Origin of the sequence: Paracoccus spongiarum (assembly GCF_030732095.1) — a bacterium.
Taxonomy (GTDB): domain Bacteria; phylum Pseudomonadota; class Alphaproteobacteria; order Rhodobacterales; family Rhodobacteraceae; genus Paracoccus; species Paracoccus spongiarum.
Window position 1 is genome coordinate 156,460 of sequence record NZ_JAVAMQ010000005.1, and the last position, 21,041, is coordinate 177,500.

Annotated in this window: 21 protein-coding genes; 14 read left to right on the plus strand and 7 right to left on the minus strand. The window is 70.4% G+C overall.

Translation table 11 applies throughout. The annotated features are described in order from the left end of the window. Position 1: 1 nt before the first annotated feature. The gene (locus Q5Y72_RS07635) at positions 2 to 481 is read left to right on the plus strand and encodes an HIT family protein (RefSeq protein WP_305962809.1); all 480 of its coding nucleotides are present in this window, start codon (positions 2 to 4) and stop codon (positions 479 to 481) included. On the opposite strand, the gene Q5Y72_RS07640 is transcribed toward Q5Y72_RS07635, so the two are convergent. Further along, the gene (locus tag Q5Y72_RS07640; protein ID WP_305962810.1) at positions 430 to 1,026 is read right to left on the minus strand and encodes a COG3650 family protein; all 597 of its coding nucleotides are present in this window, start codon (positions 1,024 to 1,026) and stop codon (positions 430 to 432) included. The two genes, Q5Y72_RS07635 and Q5Y72_RS07640, sit on opposite strands and share 52 nt — an antisense overlap. 90 nt (positions 1,027 to 1,116) lie before the next feature. Here Q5Y72_RS07640 and tsaE point away from each other — a divergent pair, with 90 nt between their 5' ends. The 5 genes from tsaE to trxA are packed head-to-tail and all read left to right on the plus strand — an operon-like array spanning position 1,117 to position 9,916. Then, positions 1,117 to 2,529, plus strand: coding sequence for a tRNA (adenosine(37)-N6)-threonylcarbamoyltransferase complex ATPase subunit type 1 TsaE (gene tsaE, locus Q5Y72_RS07650; RefSeq protein ID WP_371930792.1), 1,413 nt, complete (start codon positions 1,117 to 1,119; stop codon positions 2,527 to 2,529). Further along, positions 2,514 to 3,200: a nucleotidyltransferase family protein gene (locus Q5Y72_RS07655; RefSeq protein ID WP_305962811.1), complete on the plus strand. Its 687-nt coding sequence runs from the start codon at positions 2,514 to 2,516 to the stop codon at positions 3,198 to 3,200. Before tsaE ends, Q5Y72_RS07655 begins: the two co-directional genes overlap by 16 nt. After that, entirely contained in the window at positions 3,193 to 6,144 is a 2,952-nt protein-coding gene (gene addB / locus Q5Y72_RS07660) for a double-strand break repair protein AddB (protein WP_305962812.1), read from the plus strand. Before Q5Y72_RS07655 ends, addB begins: the two co-directional genes overlap by 8 nt. After that, complete coding sequence (gene addA / locus Q5Y72_RS07665) at positions 6,137 to 9,535, plus strand: double-strand break repair helicase AddA (protein ID WP_305962813.1); 3,399 nt, start codon at positions 6,137 to 6,139, stop codon at positions 9,533 to 9,535. The genes addB and addA overlap by 8 nt, the downstream gene beginning before the upstream one ends. A 27-nt stretch (positions 9,536 to 9,562) precedes the next feature. Next, positions 9,563 to 9,916, plus strand: coding sequence for a thioredoxin (trxA, locus tag Q5Y72_RS07670; protein ID WP_305962814.1), 354 nt, complete (start codon positions 9,563 to 9,565; stop codon positions 9,914 to 9,916). Positions 9,917 to 9,952: 36 nt separating this feature from the next. On the opposite strand, the gene Q5Y72_RS07675 is transcribed toward trxA, so the two are convergent. Continuing rightward, positions 9,953 to 10,855: a hypothetical protein gene (locus Q5Y72_RS07675; protein WP_305962815.1), complete on the minus strand. Its 903-nt coding sequence runs from the start codon at positions 10,853 to 10,855 to the stop codon at positions 9,953 to 9,955. Positions 10,856 to 10,946: 91 nt separating this feature from the next. On the opposite strand from Q5Y72_RS07675, the gene hslV reads away from it, so the two are divergent. The 3 genes from hslV to Q5Y72_RS07690 all read left to right on the plus strand — a co-directional run bounded on the left by hslV (position 10,947) and on the right by Q5Y72_RS07690 (position 13,134). Further along, entirely contained in the window at positions 10,947 to 11,504 is a 558-nt protein-coding gene (gene hslV / locus Q5Y72_RS07680) for an ATP-dependent protease subunit HslV (protein WP_305962816.1), read from the plus strand. 79 nt (positions 11,505 to 11,583) lie between these two features. After that, positions 11,584 to 12,891: an ATP-dependent protease ATPase subunit HslU gene (gene hslU / locus Q5Y72_RS07685; RefSeq protein ID WP_305962817.1), complete on the plus strand. Its 1,308-nt coding sequence runs from the start codon at positions 11,584 to 11,586 to the stop codon at positions 12,889 to 12,891. 63 nt (positions 12,892 to 12,954) lie between these two features. Beyond that, on the plus strand, positions 12,955 to 13,134 hold the full coding sequence (locus Q5Y72_RS07690; RefSeq protein ID WP_305962818.1) for a PLD nuclease N-terminal domain-containing protein: 180 nt from the start codon (positions 12,955 to 12,957) through the stop codon (positions 13,132 to 13,134). 22 nt (positions 13,135 to 13,156) lie between these two features. Here Q5Y72_RS07690 and Q5Y72_RS07695 read toward each other — a convergent pair whose 3' ends face one another. Both Q5Y72_RS07695 and Q5Y72_RS07700 read right to left on the minus strand, forming a co-directional pair. Further along, positions 13,157 to 13,762: a Smr/MutS family protein gene (locus Q5Y72_RS07695; RefSeq protein ID WP_305962819.1), complete on the minus strand. Its 606-nt coding sequence runs from the start codon at positions 13,760 to 13,762 to the stop codon at positions 13,157 to 13,159. Continuing rightward, positions 13,762 to 14,418 carry a Tim44/TimA family putative adaptor protein gene (locus tag Q5Y72_RS07700; RefSeq protein ID WP_305962820.1) on the minus strand — a complete coding sequence of 219 codons (657 nt, stop codon included), beginning with the start codon at positions 14,416 to 14,418 and terminating at the stop codon, positions 13,762 to 13,764. The genes Q5Y72_RS07695 and Q5Y72_RS07700 overlap by 1 nt, the downstream gene beginning before the upstream one ends. A 109-nt stretch (positions 14,419 to 14,527) precedes the next feature. Between Q5Y72_RS07700 and Q5Y72_RS07705 the strand changes: the two genes are divergently transcribed. The 3 genes from Q5Y72_RS07705 to Q5Y72_RS07715 are packed head-to-tail and all read left to right on the plus strand — an operon-like array spanning position 14,528 to position 16,276. After that, positions 14,528 to 15,082 (plus strand): FxsA family protein, encoded by a 555-nt coding sequence (locus Q5Y72_RS07705; RefSeq protein ID WP_305962821.1) that lies wholly within the window; start codon positions 14,528 to 14,530, stop codon positions 15,080 to 15,082. 57 nt (positions 15,083 to 15,139) lie between these two features. After that, on the plus strand, positions 15,140 to 15,646 hold the full coding sequence (gene secB, locus Q5Y72_RS07710) for a protein-export chaperone SecB (RefSeq protein ID WP_305962822.1): 507 nt from the start codon (positions 15,140 to 15,142) through the stop codon (positions 15,644 to 15,646). 18 nt (positions 15,647 to 15,664) lie between these two features. Next, positions 15,665 to 16,276, plus strand: coding sequence for an HD domain-containing protein (locus Q5Y72_RS07715; RefSeq protein ID WP_305962823.1), 612 nt, complete (start codon positions 15,665 to 15,667; stop codon positions 16,274 to 16,276). A 52-nt stretch (positions 16,277 to 16,328) separates the two neighbouring features. Here the strand turns inward: Q5Y72_RS07715 and Q5Y72_RS07720 are convergent, their stop codons facing one another. The 3 genes from Q5Y72_RS07720 to Q5Y72_RS07730 all read right to left on the minus strand — a co-directional run bounded on the left by Q5Y72_RS07720 (position 16,329) and on the right by Q5Y72_RS07730 (position 17,982). Then, positions 16,329 to 16,640, minus strand: a complete 312-nt coding sequence (locus Q5Y72_RS07720) for an H-NS histone family protein (RefSeq protein WP_305962824.1) — start codon at positions 16,638 to 16,640, stop codon at positions 16,329 to 16,331. A 75-nt stretch (positions 16,641 to 16,715) separates the two neighbouring features. Then, entirely contained in the window at positions 16,716 to 17,270 is a 555-nt protein-coding gene (locus Q5Y72_RS07725; RefSeq protein ID WP_305962825.1) for an ActR/PrrA/RegA family redox response regulator transcription factor, read from the minus strand. 82 nt (positions 17,271 to 17,352) lie between these two features. Continuing rightward, positions 17,353 to 17,982, minus strand: a complete 630-nt coding sequence (locus Q5Y72_RS07730; protein ID WP_305962826.1) for an SCO family protein — start codon at positions 17,980 to 17,982, stop codon at positions 17,353 to 17,355. Between the two features lie 68 nt (positions 17,983 to 18,050). On the opposite strand from Q5Y72_RS07730, the gene Q5Y72_RS07735 reads away from it, so the two are divergent. Continuing rightward, on the plus strand, positions 18,051 to 19,388 hold the full coding sequence (locus tag Q5Y72_RS07735) for an ActS/PrrB/RegB family redox-sensitive histidine kinase (protein WP_305962827.1): 1,338 nt from the start codon (positions 18,051 to 18,053) through the stop codon (positions 19,386 to 19,388). Positions 19,389 to 19,453: 65 nt separating this feature from the next. Continuing rightward, positions 19,454 to 21,037: a PAS-domain containing protein gene (locus tag Q5Y72_RS07740; RefSeq protein ID WP_305962828.1), complete on the plus strand. Its 1,584-nt coding sequence runs from the start codon at positions 19,454 to 19,456 to the stop codon at positions 21,035 to 21,037. Positions 21,038 to 21,041 lie beyond the last annotated feature (4 nt).

The window sequence follows — 21,041 nt, forward strand, 5'->3', positions numbered from 1 at the left end:
GATGGCCCCCACCGACTGCCTGTTCTGCCGGATCGCGGCGGGCGACCTGCCGGCGCACCGCATCCACGAGGACGACCGCATCTGCGCCTTCCTGGACCTGCACCCGATCCGCCAAGGCCATGCCCTCGTGATCCCCCGCGATCATCACGTCTGGTTCGAGGATCTGCCCGTCGATCTGGCCACCCGCATCACCACCTGCGCGCAGGCGATCGCCCGCGCGATGAAGCGGCTTCAGGGCGTGCCGCGCGTGGCGATGTTCTACACCGGCATCCATGTCGCCCATGCCCATGCCCATGTCGTGCCGATGCATCACATCCACGACGTGACCTCGCAGGCCTATCTGGCCGATGGCCCCGAGGGCTTCTCGGCCCCGCCCAGCCCCTCTGCCGACCGGATGGCACAGGTCGCCCGTGACCTGCGCGCGGCGCTTCAGGGCGCGATCGAGCAGCATCCCGACAGCAGCCGGGGCGTGCCGTCCTGAAGGACCAGCGTGGCGCGCAGGCCGAACAGCCGGTCGGACATGCCGTCCGAACACAGTTGCGGAACCGCGACCAGCGTGAGGTCGCGGCCCAGAACCGCGCGCATCGGATCGCGAAAGATGCCGCTGCCCAGCACCGCCTGGCGCGGGCGCGCGTCATCGGGATTGTCGGGACTGCGCAGCACCAGGCTGTCGCCCTCGGCCTGCAGGTCCCAGAACGGCTCGGTGCCGAAACAGCTGAAGCCCTGCGGCAACGCGCCCTCCTGCCATGTGTCGCTGCGAGGGGACAGAAAGCGCATCGAGGCCCAGCTCGAGCCTTCGCCGGTATTCACCCGCGCCCAGCCGTCGCGTTCCTCGACCACCTCGATCCGGGCGGCATCGGCGGCCAGCGAGCCGATCACCGGGGACCCGGCGTGCGGCTCGCTCCGGATGTTCAGCACGTCGTCGGACGCGACATCGGTCACGTCGAACAGCGTCGGCAGGATGTATTCCTGCGTGGCCGCCGCCGGGCCGGCCAGCAGCAGGACCGCAATCATCGCACGCAGCATCGTGACCCTCTCCGATTGTTCCGGCCCAGTCTAGCGCAAGTCGCGCCGCAGGTCATTTGCACCCGCCGCGCCAATCGGTAGAAGCGGGGCATGACCACAGCCCGCATCACCGCCGACGAGGACATGACCGCCGCCCTGGCGCGGATGCTGGCGGCCACGGCGCGGCCGGGTCAGGCGTTCCTGCTGGATGGCCCGGTCGGCGCCGGCAAGACGCATTTCGCCCGTGCCTTCATCCGCGCCCGACAGGGCGAGGCGGCCGAGGACGTGCCCAGCCCCACCTTTACCCTTGTCCAGACCTATGACGACCCGATGGGCACCGAGATCTGGCACGCCGACCTGTATCGCCTGTCCGACCAGGGCGAACTGGACGAGTTGGGCCTTGAAGAGGCACTGGACGGCGCCATCTGCCTGATCGAATGGCCCGACCGGATGGCGGCCCTGCCCCGCGAGGCGCTGACCATCGCCCTTGCCCCGCTGGACGATCCGGCGCTGCGCGAGATCACCCTTGTCGGTGCAGGGGTCGAACGCGCGGCCGCCCGCGCGGCCTTCGTGGCCGGTGCTGGATGGGGCGATGCGCGGGTGCTGCCGCTGGCGGGGGACGCCTCGGCCCGGCGCTATTTCCGGCTGACCGGCGCCGAAGGCAGCGCGGTGCTGATGGACGATCCCTCGGGCGATTGCGCGCGGTTCGTCCAGATGACGCGATGGCTTCGCGGCCATGGCTTCGGCGCCCCCGACCTGCTGGCCGAGGATCAGGGCGCCGGCTTCCTGCTGGTGCAGGATCTGGGCGACGATCTGGTGGCGCGGGTGCTGGCGGCGCGGCCCCGGCTTGGCCCCGCGATCTACGCCCGGATCACCGATTTTCTGGTCGAACTGCACCGCCAGCCGCTGCCGGGCTTCGTCGCCCCGCTGGACGGGCCGGCCCTGGCCGATCAGGTCGGGCTGTTCGCCGACTGGTATCCGCAAGCTGCCGGGATTCCCGCCGACGAAGCCATGGCCATCGCACCCGCCATCGCCGCGCTGCATGCCGATCTGGCAGCCGACGCGGCGCCGGTCCTCAGCCTGCGCGACTTTCACGCCGAGAACCTGGTCTGGCGCGGCGACGCCCCGCTGGGCCTGATCGACTATCAGGACGCGGTCGCCTGCCACCCGGCCTATGATCTGGTGTCGGCGCTGCAAGACGCGCGCCGCGATGTCGCCCCCGGCATCGAGGCCGACTGCATCGCCCGCTATCTGGCGGCGACCGGGCTGGACGCGGCGCGGTTTCGTGCCGCCTATGCGCTGCTGGGCGCACAGCGCAACCTGCGCATCATCGGCATCTTCGCGCGGCTCTGCCTGCGCGACGGCAAACCCCGCTATCTGGATTTCATGCCCCGCGTCTGGGCGCATCTGATGCGCGACCTGTCGCATCCCGCGCTGGCGCCGCTGGCGCGGATCGTGGCCGGCCTTCCCGCCCCCGATGCCGCCATGCTGGAAAGGATCCGCAGCCGATGCGCCCGCCCCTGATGATCTTCGCGGCCGGTCTGGGCACCCGGATGCGGCCGCTGACCGACCACCTGCCCAAGCCCTTGATCGAGGTCGGCGGCCAGACCCTGCTGGACCGGGCGCTGGCGCTGGGCCGGCAGGCGGGGGTCGCGCGGATCGTGGTCAACAGCCACTACCTGGGCTGCCGGATCGCCGCGCATCTGGCCGGGCAGGAGGTGGCGATCAGCGACGAGGCGGCCCTGCTTCTGGACACCGGCGGCGGGCTGCGCCGGGCGCTGCCGCTGCTGGGGCAGGGTCCGGTGCTGACGCTGAACCCCGATGTCGTCTGGACCGGGCCGAACCCGCTGGCCGCGCTGATCGCCGCCTGGCGCCCTGACATGGAGGCGCTGCTGATGCTGGTGCCACGGGATCGGGCGACCGCCCGGGTCGGGCCGGGCGATTTCGCCCTGGATGATGCCGGGCGGATCAGCCGGCGCGGCGATGTCGTCTATGGCGGCGCGCAGATCATCCGCCCCGACCTGCTGGCCGGGATCGGCGAGGCGGTGTTCTCGCTGAACCGCGCATGGGACCTGATGATCGCGCGCGGCACCGCGCATGGCATCCTGCATGCCGGCGGCTGGTGCGATGTCGGCCGCCCCGAGGCGATCGCGCAGGCCGAGGCGCTGCTGGCCAAGGATGCGCCGCATGGCTGAGTGGCAGCCCGGCCTGTTCGCCCTGCCGCCCGGCGTCGATTTCGCCGCCGAGTTCGTGCGGGGTCTGGTGGCGCGGATGGCGGACCAGCCGCCCGAGGCCATGGCGCGCATCACCATCCACGCCAATTCCGCCCGCACGCTGGCGGCCCTCTCGGCAGCCTTCGACCGGCACGGGCCGATGCTGCTGCCGACACTGCGGGCGATCCCCGACCTGGGCGCCGGGACGGCCGCACTGGGCGGACCCCTGGCGCCGCCGCTGGCGCGCAGGCTGCAACTGGCCCGGCTGATCGACCGGCTGCTGCAGACGCGCCCGGATCTGGCCGCCGGCCATTCGGTGCCCGCGCTGGCGCAGTCGCTGACCGACCTGATGACCGAAATGCAAAGCGAGGGACGCCCGCCCGAGGCGCTGGACGCCATCGACACGGGCGACCACGCCCGCCACTGGCAGACCGCGCTGGAATTCCTGCGCATCGCGGCCGGCTTCCACCTGACCGGCCCCGCCATCGACCGCGCCGCCCGCCAGCGTGCCGCCGCCGAGGCCGCGATGGCCGACTGGGCGGCGGGGCGCAACCTGCCCGGGGACCCGGTGATCGTGGTCGGCTCGACCGGCTCGCATGGGGCGACGCGGCTGTTCATGCAGGCGGTGACGGGCCTGCCCAACGGCGCGGTCGTCCTGCCGGGCTTCGACGGCGGCCAGCCCGAGGCCGTCTGGGCGGGGCTGGAGGGCGGCGGCGGCGACGATCATCCGCAGGCCCGCTTTGCCCCGCTGATCCGCGCGGCGGGCCATCCCCGGCCCTGGACCGATGCAACCCCGGCCGTGCCCGCGCGGAACGCGCTGGTGTCGCTGGCCCTGCGCCCCGCCCCAGTCACCGACCAGTGGATCGCCGAGGGTCCGGGCCTGCCGGACCTCACCGGGGCCTGCGCGGGGTTGACCCTGATCGAGGCCGACCAGCCCGGCCTCGAGGCCGAGGCGATCGCCCTTGTCATGCGCGCCGCCGTCGAGGAGGCGCAGCCCGTCACGCTGATTGCTGCCGACAGCGCGCTGATCCGCCGCGTGAACGCAGCACTGGACCGATGGCAGCTGCGCGCCGACGACAGCGCCGGGCGCAGCCTGTCGCTGACCGCGCAGGGGCTGTTCCTGCGCCACGTCGCGGCGCTGTTCGGCGAGGCGCTGACCATCGACCGGCTGCTGATCCTGCTGAAGCATCGGGTGACCTGCTCGGGATCGCAGGCGGTTGGCGCGAACGAGGCGCGGCGGCAGGCGCGCGATCTGGAACTGCGGCTGCGCGCCAGGGGCCCCAGCTTTCCCGACGGCAGGACGCTGCGCGACTGGGGCAGCACGGGCGACGCGACCCGCAAATGCTGGGCCGACTGGATCGCGGCTATCCTCGATCGCGTCAAGGACTTCGAGGCAGATCGCGCGCCACGTCCCATCGCCGGGCGGCTGGCCGACCTGCGGGCGCTGGCCGAGGATCTGGCGCGCGGCCCGTCGGGCGAGGTCGCGGCCTCCGAGATCTGGTCCGGCACACCCGGCAAGCTGGCCCTTGCGGTGATGGACCATCTGGCCGCCCATGCCGGCGAAGGCCCCGACCTGCGCCCCGGCGACATGGCCGCGCTGCTGATCTCCGAGATGCAGGCGCTTGCCGATCGCAGCGAGCGCGACCACCACCCGCTGCTGAAGATCCGCGGCCCGCGCGAGGCACGGACCGTTGCCGACGGGCTGGTGATCCTGTCGGGGCTGAACGAGGGCGGCTGGCCGCAGGCGCTGTCGCCCGATCCCTGGCTGTCGCGGCAGATGCGGCTGCAGGCCGGCCTGACCCTGCCCGAACGCCAGATCGGCCTGGCGGCCCATGACTTTCAGCAGGCCATCGCCGCGCCGCGCGTCGTGCTGACCCGCGCCCGCCGCAATGCCGAGGCCGAGACGGTGCCCTCGCGCTGGCTGAACCGGCTGACGAACCTGCTGTCGGGCCTGCCCGACCGCAACGGCCCGCAGGCGCTGGGCGCGATGCAGGCGCGCGGCGGCGAATGGCTGCGGATGGCCGCGGCGCTGGCCCGGCCGGTGGCGGCGCTGCCCGCCGCGCCGCGTCCCTCGCCGGTGCCGCCCGCGCCGCCCTTCGACGAATTGCCTGTCACCGACATCTCGCTGCTGATCCGCGATCCCTATGCGGTCTATGCCAAGCGCGTGCTGCGGCTGCGCCCGCTGAACCCGCTGCGGCCCGAACCCGATGCGGCGCTGCGCGGACAGACCCTGCACCGCATCGTCGAACGGCTGCTGCTGTCGCGCCCCGGCCCCGACACGCCCGCGGCCGATCTGCGCGACAGCTTCCTGCACATCACCCGCGCGGTGCTGGAGGCCGATGTGCCCTGGCCCTCGACGCGGGCCTTCTGGCTGGCGCGCATCGAGGCCATCGCCGACCGGATCGTCGCCGACGAGCTTGCCCGGCTGGCCGAGGGCCGCCCGCAGGTCGTCGAACGGCGCGGCATCGTGGCGCTGGACGGTCTGGACTTCCGGCTGACCGCGCGGCCCGACCGGATCGACCTTCTGGGCGACGGCCGGGCGATGATCTATGACTACAAGTCCGGAAACCCGCCGACCGACGCGCAGATCGCCAGCTTCGACAAGCAGCTGATCCTAGAGGCGGCGATGGCGCGGCGCGGCGGCTTCGACGCGCTTGGCCCGGTCGACGTGGCCGGCATCCGCTATATCCAGCTGGGCGGCGAGGGTGCCACCCATGACCGCCATCACGATCTGCAGCTCGAGACCGACAGCTGGGACGGGCTGCGGCGGCTGATCGCCGCCTACCTGACCGGAACCGCGGGCTTCACCGCCAAGCGCGCGCCGCTGACGACCGGCCATGCGGGGGATTACGACCATCTGGCGCGGTTCGGCGAATGGTCGCGCGCCACGCCCGCGCAACCGGAAAGGGTCGGACAGGATGGATGAGGCCACCCGAAACCAGATCGCCGCCGCCGATCCTTCCCGCTCGACCTGGCTGACCGCGAATGCCGGATCGGGCAAGACCCGGGTGCTGACCGACCGGGTGGCGCGGCTTCTGCTGTCCGGCTGCGCGCCCGAACGCATCCTGTGCCTGACCTATACCAAGGCCGCCGCGACCGAGATGCAGAACCGCCTGCTGCGCCGGCTGGGCGAATGGGCGATGAAGCCCGAGCCCGATCTGCGCCGGGCGCTGGCCGAGCTGGGCGAGGCCGAGGACGCCGACCTGGCCGAGGCACGGCGGCTGTTCGCCCGCGCCATCGAGACGCCGGGCGGGCTGAAGGTTCAGACCATCCACAGCTTCTGCGCGGCGCTGCTGCGGCGCTTTCCGCTGGAGGCCGGGGTGCCGATGGGCTTTACCGAGCTGGACGACCGCAGCGCCCGCGCCCTGCGGCTGGAGATCGTCGAGGACATGGCCGAGGCCGGCGACCCGGCGATGCGCGACCTGACCGCGCTGCATGGCGGCGACGATCTGAACGGATTTCTTGCGGCGCTGTCCGAGTCCGATTTCGAGACGCCGGCCGATCCTGCCGCGATCTGCGCGGCGCTTGGGCTGCCGGCGGGGCTGGATGGCGATGCGCTGCTGGCGCAGGTCTTTCTGGGCGGCGAGGGCGACCTGGCCGCGGCGATGATCCCCCGTCTGGCCGCCGGCGGCGCCACCGACGCCAAGCTGGGCGCGACGCTGGCGCAGGTGGACTGGCAGGCGCCCGGCCTTGCAGACCTGCATCGGCTGTGCGGCGCGGTGCTGACCGGATCGGGCGCCAAGATCCCCTTCGCGGCCAAGATCGGCAAGCTGCCTACCAAGGCGCTGCAGATCGGGCCCTGCGCGCCCTGCATGGCTGATTTCGAGGCGCTGATGCTGCGGGTCGAGGCCGCGCGGCCGGCGCTGATCGCGCTGGACTGCGCGGCGCGCACGCTGGCGCTGCACCGGTTCGGCCATGCCTTCATGTCGCGTCTGGCCGAACGCAAGGCCGCGCATGGCTGGCTGGATTTCGACGACCTGATCCGCCGCAGCGCCCGGCTGCTGTCCTCGGCGGGCATGGCGCAATGGGTGCTGTGGCGGCTGGATGGCGGCATCGACCACATCCTCGTGGACGAAGCGCAGGACACCAGCCCGGGCCAGTGGCAGGTGATCCGCAGCCTCACCGCCGAGTTCACCAGCGGCGCGGGCGCCAGCGCGCACCCCCGAACGCTGTTCGTGGTCGGCGATCCCAAGCAGTCGATCTATTCCTTCCAGGGCGCCGACATCGCCGTGTTCGAGGCGTTGCGCGACCGTTTCGACGCCGATTTCGCCGCCGCGCTTCGGCCGATGCAGCAGCGCGACCTGCGCCACAGCTTCCGCTCGTCACCGGCGATCCTGTCGCTGGTCGATGCGGTCTTTCAGGGCGAGGCTGCCGCGGGGCTGGGCGTGCCGCCGCGGCATGTCGCCTTTCGCGACAGCCTGCCCGGCCGGGTGGACATCTGGCCGGCCCTGCCGCCGGCCGCCAAGCCCGATGACGGCGACTGGACCGCGCCGGTCGATGCCCCGGCCGAGAACGCCGCCGACACCGTGCTGGCGCGCGCCATCGCGGCGCAGATCAGGGCCATGATCGGCACGCCGATCCTTGACGCCAAGACCGGCGAGGTCCGGCCGCTGGCGGCGGGCGATATCCAGATCCTCGTCCAGCGCCGCGCCGATCTGTTCCAGGAACTGCTGCGCGAGATCAAGGCGGCGGGGCTGCCGGTCGCGGGCGCCGACCGGCTGAAGCTGGCCGCCGAACTGGCGGTCCGCGACATCGTCGCGACGCTGGGCGTGGTGGCCACGCCCGAGGACGACCTGTCGCTGGCCGCGGCGCTGCGCTCGCCGCTGTTCGGGCTGAGCGAGGATGAGCTGTACAGGCTGGCGGCGGAGCGTGGACATCGCTTCCTCTTCCAGCAGCTGCGCGACTCGACGCACCAGGCCGCGCGGGCGGTGATCGAGGACCTGATGGCCGAGGCCGACCGGCTGCGCCCCTATGACCTGATCGCGCGGCTGCTGACCCGGCATGGCGGACGGCACGCGCTGCTGGCGCGGCTGGGTCCCGAGGCCGAGGATGGCATCGACGAGCTCTTGTCGCAGGCGCTGGCCTATGAGGGCGTCGAGACGCCGTCGCTGACCGGCTTTCTCGTCTGGCTGGGCGATGGCGCGGTCGAGGTCAAGCGGCAGATGCCCGGCGGCGCCGGAGGGCTGATCCGGGTGATGACCGTGCATGGCGCCAAAGGGCTGGAAAGCCCGGTGGTGATCCTTCCCGAAACCCGCAAGCGACAGACCGACAACCGCGCGCGGACGGTGCGGCTGGACGATCGCCCCTTCTGGCGCGGAAGCGCTGCCACCCGCCCCGAGGCGGTCGCGGCGGCCGTCGCCGATCAGGCCAGACGGCAAGAGGAGGAACGGCGCCGTCTGCTGTATGTGGCGATGACGCGGGCCGAAAGCTGGCTGATCGTCGCCGCGGCGGGCGAGGCCGGCACCGGGCTGGACAGCTGGCACGCGATGATCGCCGAGGGTGCCGGCCGCGCCGCGCTGGACCGCGCCCCGGTCGAGATCGAGGGCGTCGGCACGGCGCAGCGGCTGTCCTCCGGCGCATGGCCCGAGGCCGCGGCCGCGCTGGTGGAACATGCCCCCGAGGCGGCGGTGGTGCTGCCCGGCTGGGCCGACCGCCCCGCGGCGGCGATGGCCGTGCCGCCGCAGCCCGTCGCGGCGACCATGCTGGGCGGCGCCAAGGTGCTGGGCGCGCCGACCGAGGATGCGGACCCGGTCGCCGCGATGCTGCGCGGCACGCGGCTGCACCTGCTGCTGGAACAGCTGCCCGGCTCGCCCGAGGCCGGCTGGCCCGACCTGGCGCGCGCCGCGCTGGCCGGTGCCGAGGGTGGCCTGCCCGACGCTGCGGACCTGGCCGCCCTGCTGGACGAGGCCCGGGCGGTGATCACCGCCCCCGACCTGGCCCATGTCATGCAGCCCGATCCCGCGGCCAGCATCCTGCGCGAGGTGGCGCTGACCGCACCCCTGCCGGGCCTTGGCGTGCTGCACGGCACCATCGACCGGCTGATCGTCGCCGACGACCGGGTGCTGGCCATCGACTTCAAGTCGAACAGCGTGATCCCCGACGCGCCGCAAGCCATCCCGCAGGGCATCCTGCGGCAGATGGCGGCCTATCGCGCGGCGCTGCGGCTGATCTGGCCGGGGCGCCCGGTCGAGGCCGCGATCCTGTGGACTGCGGCCCCCGGCCTCATGCCGATCCCCGATGCGCTGCTGGATGCGGCGATGGCTGCGGCCGCCGGCGTCGTCCCAAGCGCCCTTGACCCCGGCCCCGCGCGTTCATAGCTGTGGAGGGAACCCCGTCCCGCCGGCATGACCGGCCCCGCCATCCAAGGAGCGATCAGCATGGCAACCGTGCATGTCAATGACAGCGAGTTCGACGCCGAAGTGCGTCAGGCAGACACCCCCGTGGTGGTGGATTTCTGGGCCGAATGGTGCGGTCCCTGCAAGCAGATCGGCCCCGCGCTGGAAGAGTTGGCGACCGAATACGAAGGCCGGCTGAAGATCGTGAAGGTCAATGTGGACGAGAACCCCGAGCAGGCGGCGGCGCTGGGCGTGCGCGGCATCCCGGCGCTGTTCATGTTCAAGGATGGCGAGGTCGTGTCGAACCGCATGGGCGCCGCGCCCAAGGCCGCGCTGAAAAGCTGGATCGACGAATCGGTCTGAGACCGGAGCCGGACGACAGGCGCGCGAGGCGGCGGTTCAGACGGGCCAGCCGCCTTTTCGCATCGCCGCCACCAGCCTTGCATCGGCATCGGGCGCCATCATGTCGAGGCTGGTCCGGCGCAGGAACCAGAACAGGTAGGCCTCGAAGGGGGGGCGATGGGTTGCGGCGCGCACCAGCGCCTCCGTCGGACCAAGCTGCGCGGCGTTCAGCGCGATGTGGTGGAAATCGGCCTGCGCGAACAGCACTGCGGGCTTGTCCAGCAGGTAGCCGTCGAAGGCCACCGCGCTGTTCTGCGTGACCACGAAGGCGCAATCGCGCAGCAGGGCCTGCGTGTCGCCGCCGATCCGCAGGTTGGGGTGGCGTGCCGCAAGGTCGCCGAGGGCGGCAAGATCGGCGGGATCATAGGTCTCTCTGGGGTGCAGGGTGGCGATGCAGGGCCGGCCGCCGCGCGCGACCGCGGCCAGCATCGCCAGCGGCGCGGCGCATTGGAAGGATCTCTGCTGCCGGATCCGGCCCTGCAACGGCACCAGCACATGATCGCCGCGCCGGGGCGGCGGTCCTGGCAGGACCCGGGCGGCAAGTCGCGCCGCGAAATCGCGGGCCTCGGCGGCATCGACCCCGTCGGGAGCGAAGGGCGCCAGCGCCACCGGCCACCGCCAGCGCTCGGCCATGGGCTCGAGCCGCCAGAAGGGGTAATGATAGGCCAGCCGGAAGGTCAGCGCCCGGTCATGTGTCGGCTTTTCCATGTGAAAAAGCGCGTAGCCGGGCCGGTCGGGCGCCGCGGCGCGGGCTGCGGGGCCAGACCTCTCGATCCCGACCTGCCAGCCGCGGTCCTCGAGGATGGTCCGCAGCCGGGCAATGAAGCCCAGCTTGCCGGCCCGCGCCAGCGCGAGGGTCGGCGGGTGCAGGTAGATGCGCAGGATGCGGGGCTGGCTCATGCGCGGAGGCTAGGGCGGCAGGAAGCCGTGTTCAACGGCTTGCACCGGGGCCGCGGCCTTCATATCTCAGCCCGGAGAACGGAGGCCCGAGATGGCGGATGACAGATTTCCCGGCTGGCATGGCACGACCATCCTGGCGGTGCGGCGTGGCGGCAAGGTCGTGGTCGCGGGCGATGGCCAGGTCAGCGTCGGCCCGACGGTGATGAAGGGCAGCGCCCGCAAGGTGCGCCGCCTGTCGCCGGGCGGGCGCGACGTGGTGGTGGGCTTCGCCGGCTCGACCGCGGATGCCTTCACGCTGCTGGAGCGGCTGGAAAAGAAGCTGGAGGCCGCGCCGGGGCAGCTGCAGCGCGCCTGCGTCGAACTGGCCAAGGACTGGCGCACCGACAAGTATCTGCGCAATCTGGAGGCGATGCTGATCGTCACCGATGGCGCGCAGATCTATGTGGTGACCGGCGCCGGCGACGTGCTGGAGCCCGAGCATGACGTGGCGGCGATCGGATCGGGCGGCAATTTCGCGCTGGCCGCGGCGCGGGGGCTGCTGGAAACCGGGCTGGAGGCCGAGGCGGTCGCCCGCAAGGCCATGGCCATCGCCGCCGAGATCTGCGTCTATACCAACGGCAACCTGACGGTCGAGACGCTGGAGGGGTGAGGGGGCGCCGCCCCCTCGGCCCGTGTCGGGCCTCACCCCCGGGATATTTCAACACAGAAGATGGCCAGGAGGCAGAGGCATGACCGACCTGACACCGCGCGAGATCGTTTCGGAACTCGACCGCTTCATCATCGGGCAGAAGGACGCCAAGCGGTCGGTGGCCGTGGCGCTGCGCAACCGGTGGCGGCGCAAGCGGCTGGATGACGACCTGCGCGACGAGGTCTATCCCAAGAACATCCTGATGATCGGGCCGACCGGTGTCGGCAAGACCGAGATCAGCCGGAGGCTGGCGCGGCTGGCCAATGCGCCCTTCATCAAGGTCGAGGCGACCAAGTTCACCGAGGTCGGCTATGTCGGCCGCGATGTCGAGCAGATCATCCGCGACCTGGTCGACGCGGCGGTGATAGACACCCGGCAGCGCATGCGCGAGGAGGTGAAGGCCCGCGCCCACAGGGCCGCCGAGGAGCGAGTCGTCGAGGCGCTGGCCGGCGAGGGCGCGCGCGAGGCCACGCGGCAGATGTTCCGCGACAAGCTGAAGCGGGGCGAGCTGGACGCCACGGTGATCGAGCTGGAGATGCAGGATCACTCGAACCCTCTGGGCGGGATGGAGATTTCCGGCCAGCCAGGCGCCAGCCTGGGCGGCATGATGGACCTGTCGGGGCTGATGAAGGCCTTTGGCGGGCGCCGGGTGCGCCGCAAGGTGAGCGTGGCGGAAAGCTATGAGCTGCTGATCGCCGAGGAGGCCGACAAGCTTCTGGATGATGATGCCGTGAAGGCGGCCGCGCTGGACTCGGTGCAGCAGAACGGCATCGTCTTCATCGACGAGATCGACAAGGTCTGCGCCCGCGCCGAGGCGCGCGGGGGCGATGTCAGCCGCGAAGGGGTGCAGCGCGACCTGCTGCCGTTGATCGAGGGCACGACCGTCAGCACCAAATACGGCGCGGTCAGGACAGACCACATCCTGTTCATCGCCTCGGGCGCCTTTCACGTCGCCAAGCCGAGCGATCTTCTGCCCGAGCTTCAGGGCCGGCTGCCGATCCGGGTCGAGTTGCGGGCGCTGACCGAGGCGGATTTCATTCGCATCCTGACCGAGACAGACAACGCGCTGACCCGGCAATACACCGCGCTGATGGCGACCGAGGGCGTTGATGTGAGCTTCACCGATGACGGGATCGCCGCGCTGGCGCGGATTGCGGCCGAGGTGAATGCCTCGGTCGAGAATATCGGCGCGCGGCGGCTTTACACGGTCATCGAGCGGGTCTTCGAGGAGCTGTCCTTCACCGCGCCCGACCAGCAGGGCCAGTCGGTCAGTGTCGATGGCGCCTATGTCGAGCGGTATCTGGGGGATCTGGCGCGCTCGGCCGATCTGTCGCGATACGTCCTGTAGCCGGGCGGGGAACCCGAGGGCGCCGTGGGGGGTTGGCCCCCGGTTCAGCAAAGGGAAGCGGTCATGGAATACATCTTCGGCATCATCATCTTCGCGCTGGATGTCTGGGCGATCGCCTCGGTCATCAACACGCGCGAATCGACCGGGACCAAGATCCTGTGGATCGCGCTGATCGCCATCCTGCCGGTGCTTGGCCTGATCATCTGGTATTTCGCCGGGCCGAAGGCGAATTATTCGCGCTGAGCGTCGCGCGGCCCGCCGGACGTCACTGTCCTGCGGGCCGCCGCAGATAGATATAATAGGCGCCGTCGCCGCCGTGGCGGAAATGGGCGGGCGCAACCTGCTGGACGGCCGCTGCCAGCGGCGCGGCGTGAAGCCAGTGGGGCACCTGGTGGCGCAGCGCGCCCGGGCGCGTCGGCAGCGGTCCGTGGTCGCCGCGACCCTTGCCGGTGATCACCAGCACCAGCCGGTCGCCGCGTGCATGGCAGGACAGCACGAAGCGGATCAGTTCGGGATGGGCCTCGGCCAGCGTCATGCCGTGCAGGTCAAGCCGCGCCTGAGGCCGCAGCTTGCCCTGCGTCATGCGGCGATGCAGCTTGCTGTCCATGCGCCGAGGCGCGGTCGCGAGACGCTCGGCCGGGCCGGGCGCGCGGCTGACCAGCGGACCGGGTGCGGGAGCGGTCTCGCCCACCCGGAAGCGCGGCCAGGCCGCCGGCGGGGCCGCGTCGGCGGCAGGGCGCGGGCCCGGGGCGGGATCCGCCTGCGGCGGGCGATGCGGGGCTGCGGGCGCCACAAGGGGTGTGGCGCTGCGGGCCACATGCGACCACAGGTCCTGTTCCTCGGGGGTGAGGCCCCTCCGGCGCCGGCCCATCAGCCGGTCGCGACCAGCTGCCAGTTCGGATCGTCCTGACCCATCGGCCGCGCGAAGGTCCACACGTCGCGCTGCTTGCGGGCCGCCTTGGGATCGCCCTCGACGACATTGCCCGAGGCGTCGCGGGTCGCGGCGATCATCTCGGCGACGAAGCGCACCGAAATCTCGGCCATGCCGGTCTGCGGGTCGAATTCGGCCCCGGTCAGGGTCGTCTCGCGGATGCCCAGAAACTGCGCCTCGACGGTCTGGCCCTGCGCCGCGCGGGCGTCGATCACGCTGCGGAACGCCTCGGCCACGGGTTCGGCGAGGAAGGGGCGCACCTCGGACAGATCGCCCCGTTCGAACGCCATCAGGATCATCTCGTAGGCCTGCTTGGCGCCGCCCAGGAAATCCTGCACGCCGAAGGAGGGTTCGGCCCGCTTCATCTGCGCCAGCGCGGCGGCGGCGGGGCTTGCGGCATCGACCAGATCGACGATGTCGTGATCGACCTCCTCGGCCGTCCCTTCGATCACCTCGAAGCGGCGGCGTTGCGGATCGGCGCTTTCGACCTTGGGCGGCTCGAACCCGTCGCGCGTGCCTAGGACGTTGCGCAGGCGCAGGATCAGGAAGATCGCGATCGCGGCCAGCACAAGCAACTGGATCAGCGGGTTGGACATCGTCTCGGCCTCGATTGTGACAGGTCTGTTGGTATCGACTTCGTTGTTTCCTATGTAGGGATGGGGCCGGGGCAAGTCCAGTTTGCGGACCGGCAGGAAGGAAGATCGCATGTGGCTTTTCTGGGTATTCGTGGCGGTGCCCATCATCGAGATCGCCCTGTTCATTCAGGTCGGCGGATGGATCGGGCTTTGGCCGACACTTGCCATCGTGATCCTGACGGCGCTGGTGGGCACCGCGCTGATGCGCAGCCAGGGCGCCCATGCTTGGGCCGAGGTCCAGTCCAGCTTCAACGAGCTGCGCGACCCGACGCGGCCGCTGGCGCATGGGGTGATGATCCTGGTGGCGGGGATGCTGCTGCTGACGCCGGGGTTCTTTACCGACACGATGGGGCTGTTGCTGCTGATCCCGGCGGTGCGCGACGCGGTCATGCGTCATCTGGCGCGGCGCATCCGCATCACCCGCGTGCAGATGAGCGCGTCGGGGATGCGCCGCGATCCGCACCGGCCACCCTATGGCGAGGGCGTGATCGACGGCGACTACGTCGTCGAGGACGATCCAGCCCCGCACGGCGCGACCCGGCGCCCGCCCGACATGGCCGACCCCGATGTGGCGGATCAGTCTTCGGCGCCGCGCGCCGGTGGCTCGGGCTGGACGCGCCATTGAGGCCGGGTCGTGCTGCTGATAGAAGCGGCGCCAAAGCCGAACCCGCGAGGTAGAGACATGGCAGACGAGACCACCCCCAACGGCGAGGCCGCCGCGCAACCCGCCGTGCGGATGCAGATCCTGGCGCAGTATATCCGCGACCTGTCCTTCGAGAACGCGGTCGCGACCAAGGGCGCGCCGCAGGGCGACGTGCAGCCCGAGATGACGGTGCAGGTCAGCCTCGATGCCCGCAAGCGCGGCAGCGAGCATCAATACGAGATCATCTCGAAGTTCCGCGTCACCTCGACCAACAAGGCCGACGGCCAGACGATGTTCCTGGCCGAGCTGGATTACGGCGGGGTCTTCCACATCGAGGGCGTGCCGGACGAGCAGCTGCACCCCTTCCTGATGATCGAATGCCCGCGGATGCTGTTTCCCTTCGTGCGGCGGATCATCTCTGACCTGACCCGCGACGGCGGCTTCCCGCCCTTCAACATGGATCCGGTCGATTTCGTGGCGCTTTACCGTCAGGAACTGGCGCGTCGCGCACAGGCGCAGGCGCCTGCGGATCAGAAGCTGTCCTGACGGCCCGGACGGCCCGCGATGCCGCCGCGCCGCCCGCCCCGCGCCTGGCAGCGGATGCTGTCGGGCCGTCGCCTCGACCTGCTTGACCCGACGCCCTTCGACATAGAGATCGAGGACATCGCCCACGGGCTTGCCTTCGTTGCGCGCTGGAACGGCCAGACGCGCGGCGACTGGCCCTATTCCGTGGCCGAACATTCCCTGCTGGTCGAGACGATCTTCACCCGCCAGAACGAGGGGATTGCCCCGTCCTGGCGGCTGGCCGCGCTGCTGCATGACGCGCCGGAATATGTGATCGGGGACATGATCTCGCCGGTCAAATCGGCACTTGGCCACGAATATGGCGCGATGGACGAACGCATTTCCGCAGCGGTGCATCGCCGTTTCGGCCTTCCCGCCGCCCTGCCCGCGCCGATCAAGAAACGCATCAAGCTGGCAGATCGCGTGTCGGCGCGGCTCGAGGCGGTGCAGATCGCGGGGTTCAGCATGAGCGAGGCAACCCGGCTTTTTCCGCTGCAGGACGCGGACCTGATCTCGGGGCTGGAAATCGCGCTGCGCGCACCGCGGGAAGTTCGCGCCGCGTTTCTTGACCGATTTGCCGAATTGATCGCGCTGATCGACGGCCGAAATTAAGGCATATTAATAAATTCGGAAGGGCCGGAACCACGGCCCGCCCGACGGGTATTCAGATCAGCAGATCTTCAAGCTGCTTGCCCTCTTCCAGATTTTCCTGCACCCAACGCGGCTTGCGTCCGCGCCCGGTCCAAGTCATCGTCGGATCGTCGGGATTGGCGTATTTCGGCGGCACGGTCCCGACGCGCCGCGGCTTGCCGCCGGTCAGATCGGCAAGATTGAAGCCATGGACGCGCGCGGCTTCCTCGATCGCATTGAGCGCCTCGCGCCGCTTGCGATCCTCATAGGAATTGATCGCCCGGTCCAGTTTCGCCCGCAAATCCCGCATTTCCTTTAGGGTCATCTTATCAAAGTCGATGTTCATTGCTTTTTGTCCGCCAACATGGATGTAACAAATCTATATTAGCCGCCAAAAGTTTCAAGCCGTTTATGCGAAAGCCTAGCGCGGACCGCGTTTGGCAAGAATTCGCTGAAGCGTCCTGCGATGCATATGCAGGCGCCGCGCGGTTTCGCTGACATTACGGTCGCACTGCTCGTAAACCCGTTGAATATGTTCCCATCTGACCCGATCCGCCGACATCGGGTTTTCCGGCGGCGGCGGCAGCAAGTCGCCGGTCGCCAGCAGCGCCGAGGTGACGTCATTGGCGTCCGCGGGCTTGGCCAGATAGTCGGTCGCGCCCATCTTCACCGCCGCAACGGCTGTCGCGATCGCGCCATAGCCGGTCAGCACGATGATCCGCGCGTCCTCGCGCGAATCGCGCAGCGCCTCGACCACGTCCAGCCCGTTGCCATCCTCGAGCCGCAGGTCGATGACGGCGTAGGCGGGCGGCTGGTCGGCGATCAGGCGCATCGCCTCGGCCACGCTCAGCGCGGTGCGGGTCTGGAAGCCGCGCTTCTCCATCGCGCGGGCAAGGCGCATCAGGAAGGTCTCGTCATCATCCACCAGCAGCAGCGAGGCGTCCGCGCCGATCTGGAGATCCGTCTGCCCGGTCATCGCATTCCTCCTTTGAAAGCCGACACCCGCCCTGTCGGGGGACATTGCGCGGCGGTGAACAAGGGCTGGCGCAACCGCATCCTCACCCCGCCGCGTCGAGATAGCAGGCGACGCTGTCGGCCATGGCATCCGGGCTGGTGTTCCGCGGATAGTATTCTGCGGTCACGCTGCCCGGCAGGACCAGATAGGTGTTGGTCATGTGGTCGACCAGATAGTAGTCGTCACCCTCGGCATCATTGGCCTTGTAGTAGTTGCGCCAGCCCTTGTTCACCGCCGCGATCTCGGCCTCGCTGCCGGTCAGCCCGACCATGTCGGCCGACATCATCGCGGTGAATTCGGCAAGCGTCTCGGGCGTGTCGCGCTTCGGGTCCACGGTGATGAAGACCATCTGCACATCCTCGCCGCGTTCGGCCAGCAGGGCCTGCGCCTCGGCGTTGCGGGCATTGTCCAGCGGGCAGACATCCGGGCAGAAGGTATAGCCGAAATACAGCAGCGACGGACGCGCAAACACCTCGTCCGCGGTGACGCGCCGGCCATCCTGCCGCGTCAGGGTGAAATCGGTGCCGAACGCCTCCAGCCCGCCCGCCACCGCGCCCGAGCGGCACTGCGCAAAGCCGTCGGACGCCGGGGACTGCGACAGGTACAGCCCCCCCGCCACCAGCCCGATCAGGGCAAGGGCCGTTCCGGCGAACAGAAGCTTTCGGTCAGCCATGTCAGTTCCTCCGGCAGTGCAAACGCGCGCATTGATCGCCGATCAGGCGGCGGGTATCAAGGCATGCGATGTCGCAGCCCGCCCAACACCCCAGCGATTCCGAGGGCCTGGCCCCGCATCCCGGCCTCACCGCGCCGCCCGAGCCGATCCGCATGCGGACGCTGGTGCAGTTGCGCTGGGTGTCGATCGCCGGCCAGATGGCTGCGGTGATCGTCGCCTGGACCATGGGCATCGGCTTTCCCAAGGGCCCCGTGCTCGCGCTGATCGCCGCCGCGCTGGCGATGAACCTGTGGCTGTTCCTCAACCCCCCGCATCGCACATCGCCACGCCGCGCAATCGGCCAGCTGGCCTTTGACCTGGTGCAGATCTCGGCGCTGACGCTGCTGACCGGCGGCCTGTCGAACCCCTTCGCGCTGCTGATCCTCGCGCCAGTGACGGTCGCGGCCACCACGCTGAACGCACGCCAGACCATCGCCCTGGGACTGGGCACCATCACCATGATCTCGCTTGCGGCGCTGCTGGCGGTGCCGCTTCGCGACGCGACCGGCACGCAGATGCGGCTGGAGCCGCTGCTGGCGCTGGGGCACTGGGTGGCGCTGGTGATCGGGGTGGCCTTCTTTGCCGGCTATGCGCACCGCGTCACGGCCGAACTGGCGGCCACCTCGAACGCGCTGTTCGCCACCCAGATGGCGCTGTCGCGCGAACAGCGGCTGCAGCATCTGGGCGGCGTCGTGGCCGCCGCCGCGCATGAGATGGGCACCCCCCTTGCCACCATCAAGCTGATCGCCGGAGAGCTGGCGGACGAGCTGGACGACCGCCCGGACCTGCGGCAGGACGCGATCAGCCTGCGCGAATCGGCCGATCGCTGCGCTGCGATCCTCCGCGGCATGGGGCGGGCCGGAAAGGACGACCTGCATCTGCATGCCGCCCCCCTGCGCGCCGTTCTGGAGGATGCCGCTCAGCCCCATGCCGATCGCGGGCCGGTGGTCGAGATCCTTGCCGAAGGGCCCGACATCCGCCGCGACCCGGCGATCATCCACGCGCTGCGCAACCTGATCCAGAACGCCGTCGATTTCGCCCAAAGCCGCGTCGTCATCGAAGGCCATGCCGTCGGCGATCAGCTGATCGTGACCATCCGCGACGACGGGCCGGGCTATCCCCCCGCCCTGCTGGCGCGGATCGGCGATCCCTACCTGACCAGCCGCAAGCACCCGGCCGAACGCGGCACCTATGAGGGGATGGGGCTGGGTCTGTTCATCGCCAAGACGCTTCTGGAACGCTCGGGCGCGCGGCTTGCCTTTCAGAATGGCGGGCCGGGCGCCGTGGTGATGGTGCGCTGGCCACTGGCGCGCATCGCCATGGACGCGCGCGCCGCACTTGGCCTGAATCCGGCATTGCCGGCGTGAAAATTTAACCTTGCCTTAAGTTTTCCTGCCATATGGTCATACAAAACTTGCAAGGACCGTAGATCGTGCTTCTGGTTGGTTTCGAGAACGCCCTGACCGCACTGGTTGCCGGGACCGCCTCGGTCTGTCTTGCACTGGCGCTCATGCGGCTGTGGGACAGGCTGCGCGGCGGGCGGCGCGGCGCGCTGGGCCACGATCGCCTGCAGCCCGGGTTGCAGCCGATGATCTTCCTGTTCCGCCGTCAGCGCCTCGTCGACGTGACGGCGCCGGGCCGCACGCTTCTGGACCGCGTGGCCGCGCCGGACGATGAGTGGGGCCGGCTGCAACGCTGGATCGGGCCGCGATTCGAACTGGCGGGCGAACGCCTGGACCAGCTGGCACGGCAGGGCCGGGTCGAGCTTGTCGGCCGGCACGGCATCGGCAGCGCCGCGCTGCGGCTTCTGGCCGAGGATCTGGGCGACGACCTGATCCGCATCACCCTGACCGACCCCGAGGCCGAACAGGCCGGGATCGTCGTCGATTCGATGGCCCAGCAGGCGATGGAGGAAGAGCTGGACCTGCTGCGCCGCGCGCTGGACCAGACACCGATGCTGGTCTGGCGGCAGGATGCCGAGGACCGGGTCACATGGGCCAACGCCGCCTATCTGCGTCGCGCCGAGACGCTGGACGATGGCAGCGGCGGCTGGCCGCTGCCACGGCTTCTGGACACGCCGAAGCCCGTGCCCGGCGCCGGAACCACCACCCGCCGCGCGCCGCTGGACAGCAATGGTGTGATCTCGTGGTATGACTGCCACAGCCACCGGATGGGTGACGAGACGATGATGTTCGCCCTGCCCGCCGATGCCGCAGTGCGCGCCGAACGCAGCCTGCGGGAATTCGTGCAGACGCTGACCAAGACCTTTGCGGACCTGCCGATCGGGCTGGCGATCTTTGATCGGCAGCGGAACCTGCAGTTGTTCAACCCTGCGCTGATCGACCTGACCGGGCTTCCCACCGGCTTCCTGACCGCGCGGCCGACGCTGTTCGATCTGCTGGACAAGCTGCGCGAACTGCGGATGGTGCCCGAGCCGAAGGATTACCGCAGCTGGCGCCAGCAGATGAGCAATCTGGAAAGCGCCGCCGCCACCGGCCATCACGTCGAGACATGGTCCCTGCCCGGCGGGCAGACCTATCGCGTCACCGGCCGGCCGCATCCCGACGGCGCGGTGGCCTTCCTGTTCGAGGACATCACCTCGGAGATTTCGCTGACCCGCAAGTTCCGGGCAGAGCTGCAGCTGGGCGCGCATGTGCTGGACGGGCTTGACGACGCGCTGGCCGTCTTTGGCCCCGACGGCAAGGTGCTGGTCCGCAACCGCGCCTATCTGGCGCTGTGGGGCGACGGGGCCGAGACCCTTGGGGCGGCGCTGGCGGCCTGGCAGGACCGGGCGGCACCGGGACCGGGCTTTGCGGCCCTGCGGGCGCGCCTGACCGGCCATGACGAGGCGCGGCGGGACAGCGGCGCGATGGCCGGCCCGGACGGGCGGTTGCTGCGCTGGTCGGTGACCGGGCTGGGCGGGGGGCGCCAGATGCTTCGCCTCAGCACGCCGGACATCGCGGCCGATACCGGACCGGAACGCGATGATTACGCCAGCGCGATGGGCGCCGGGTGACGAA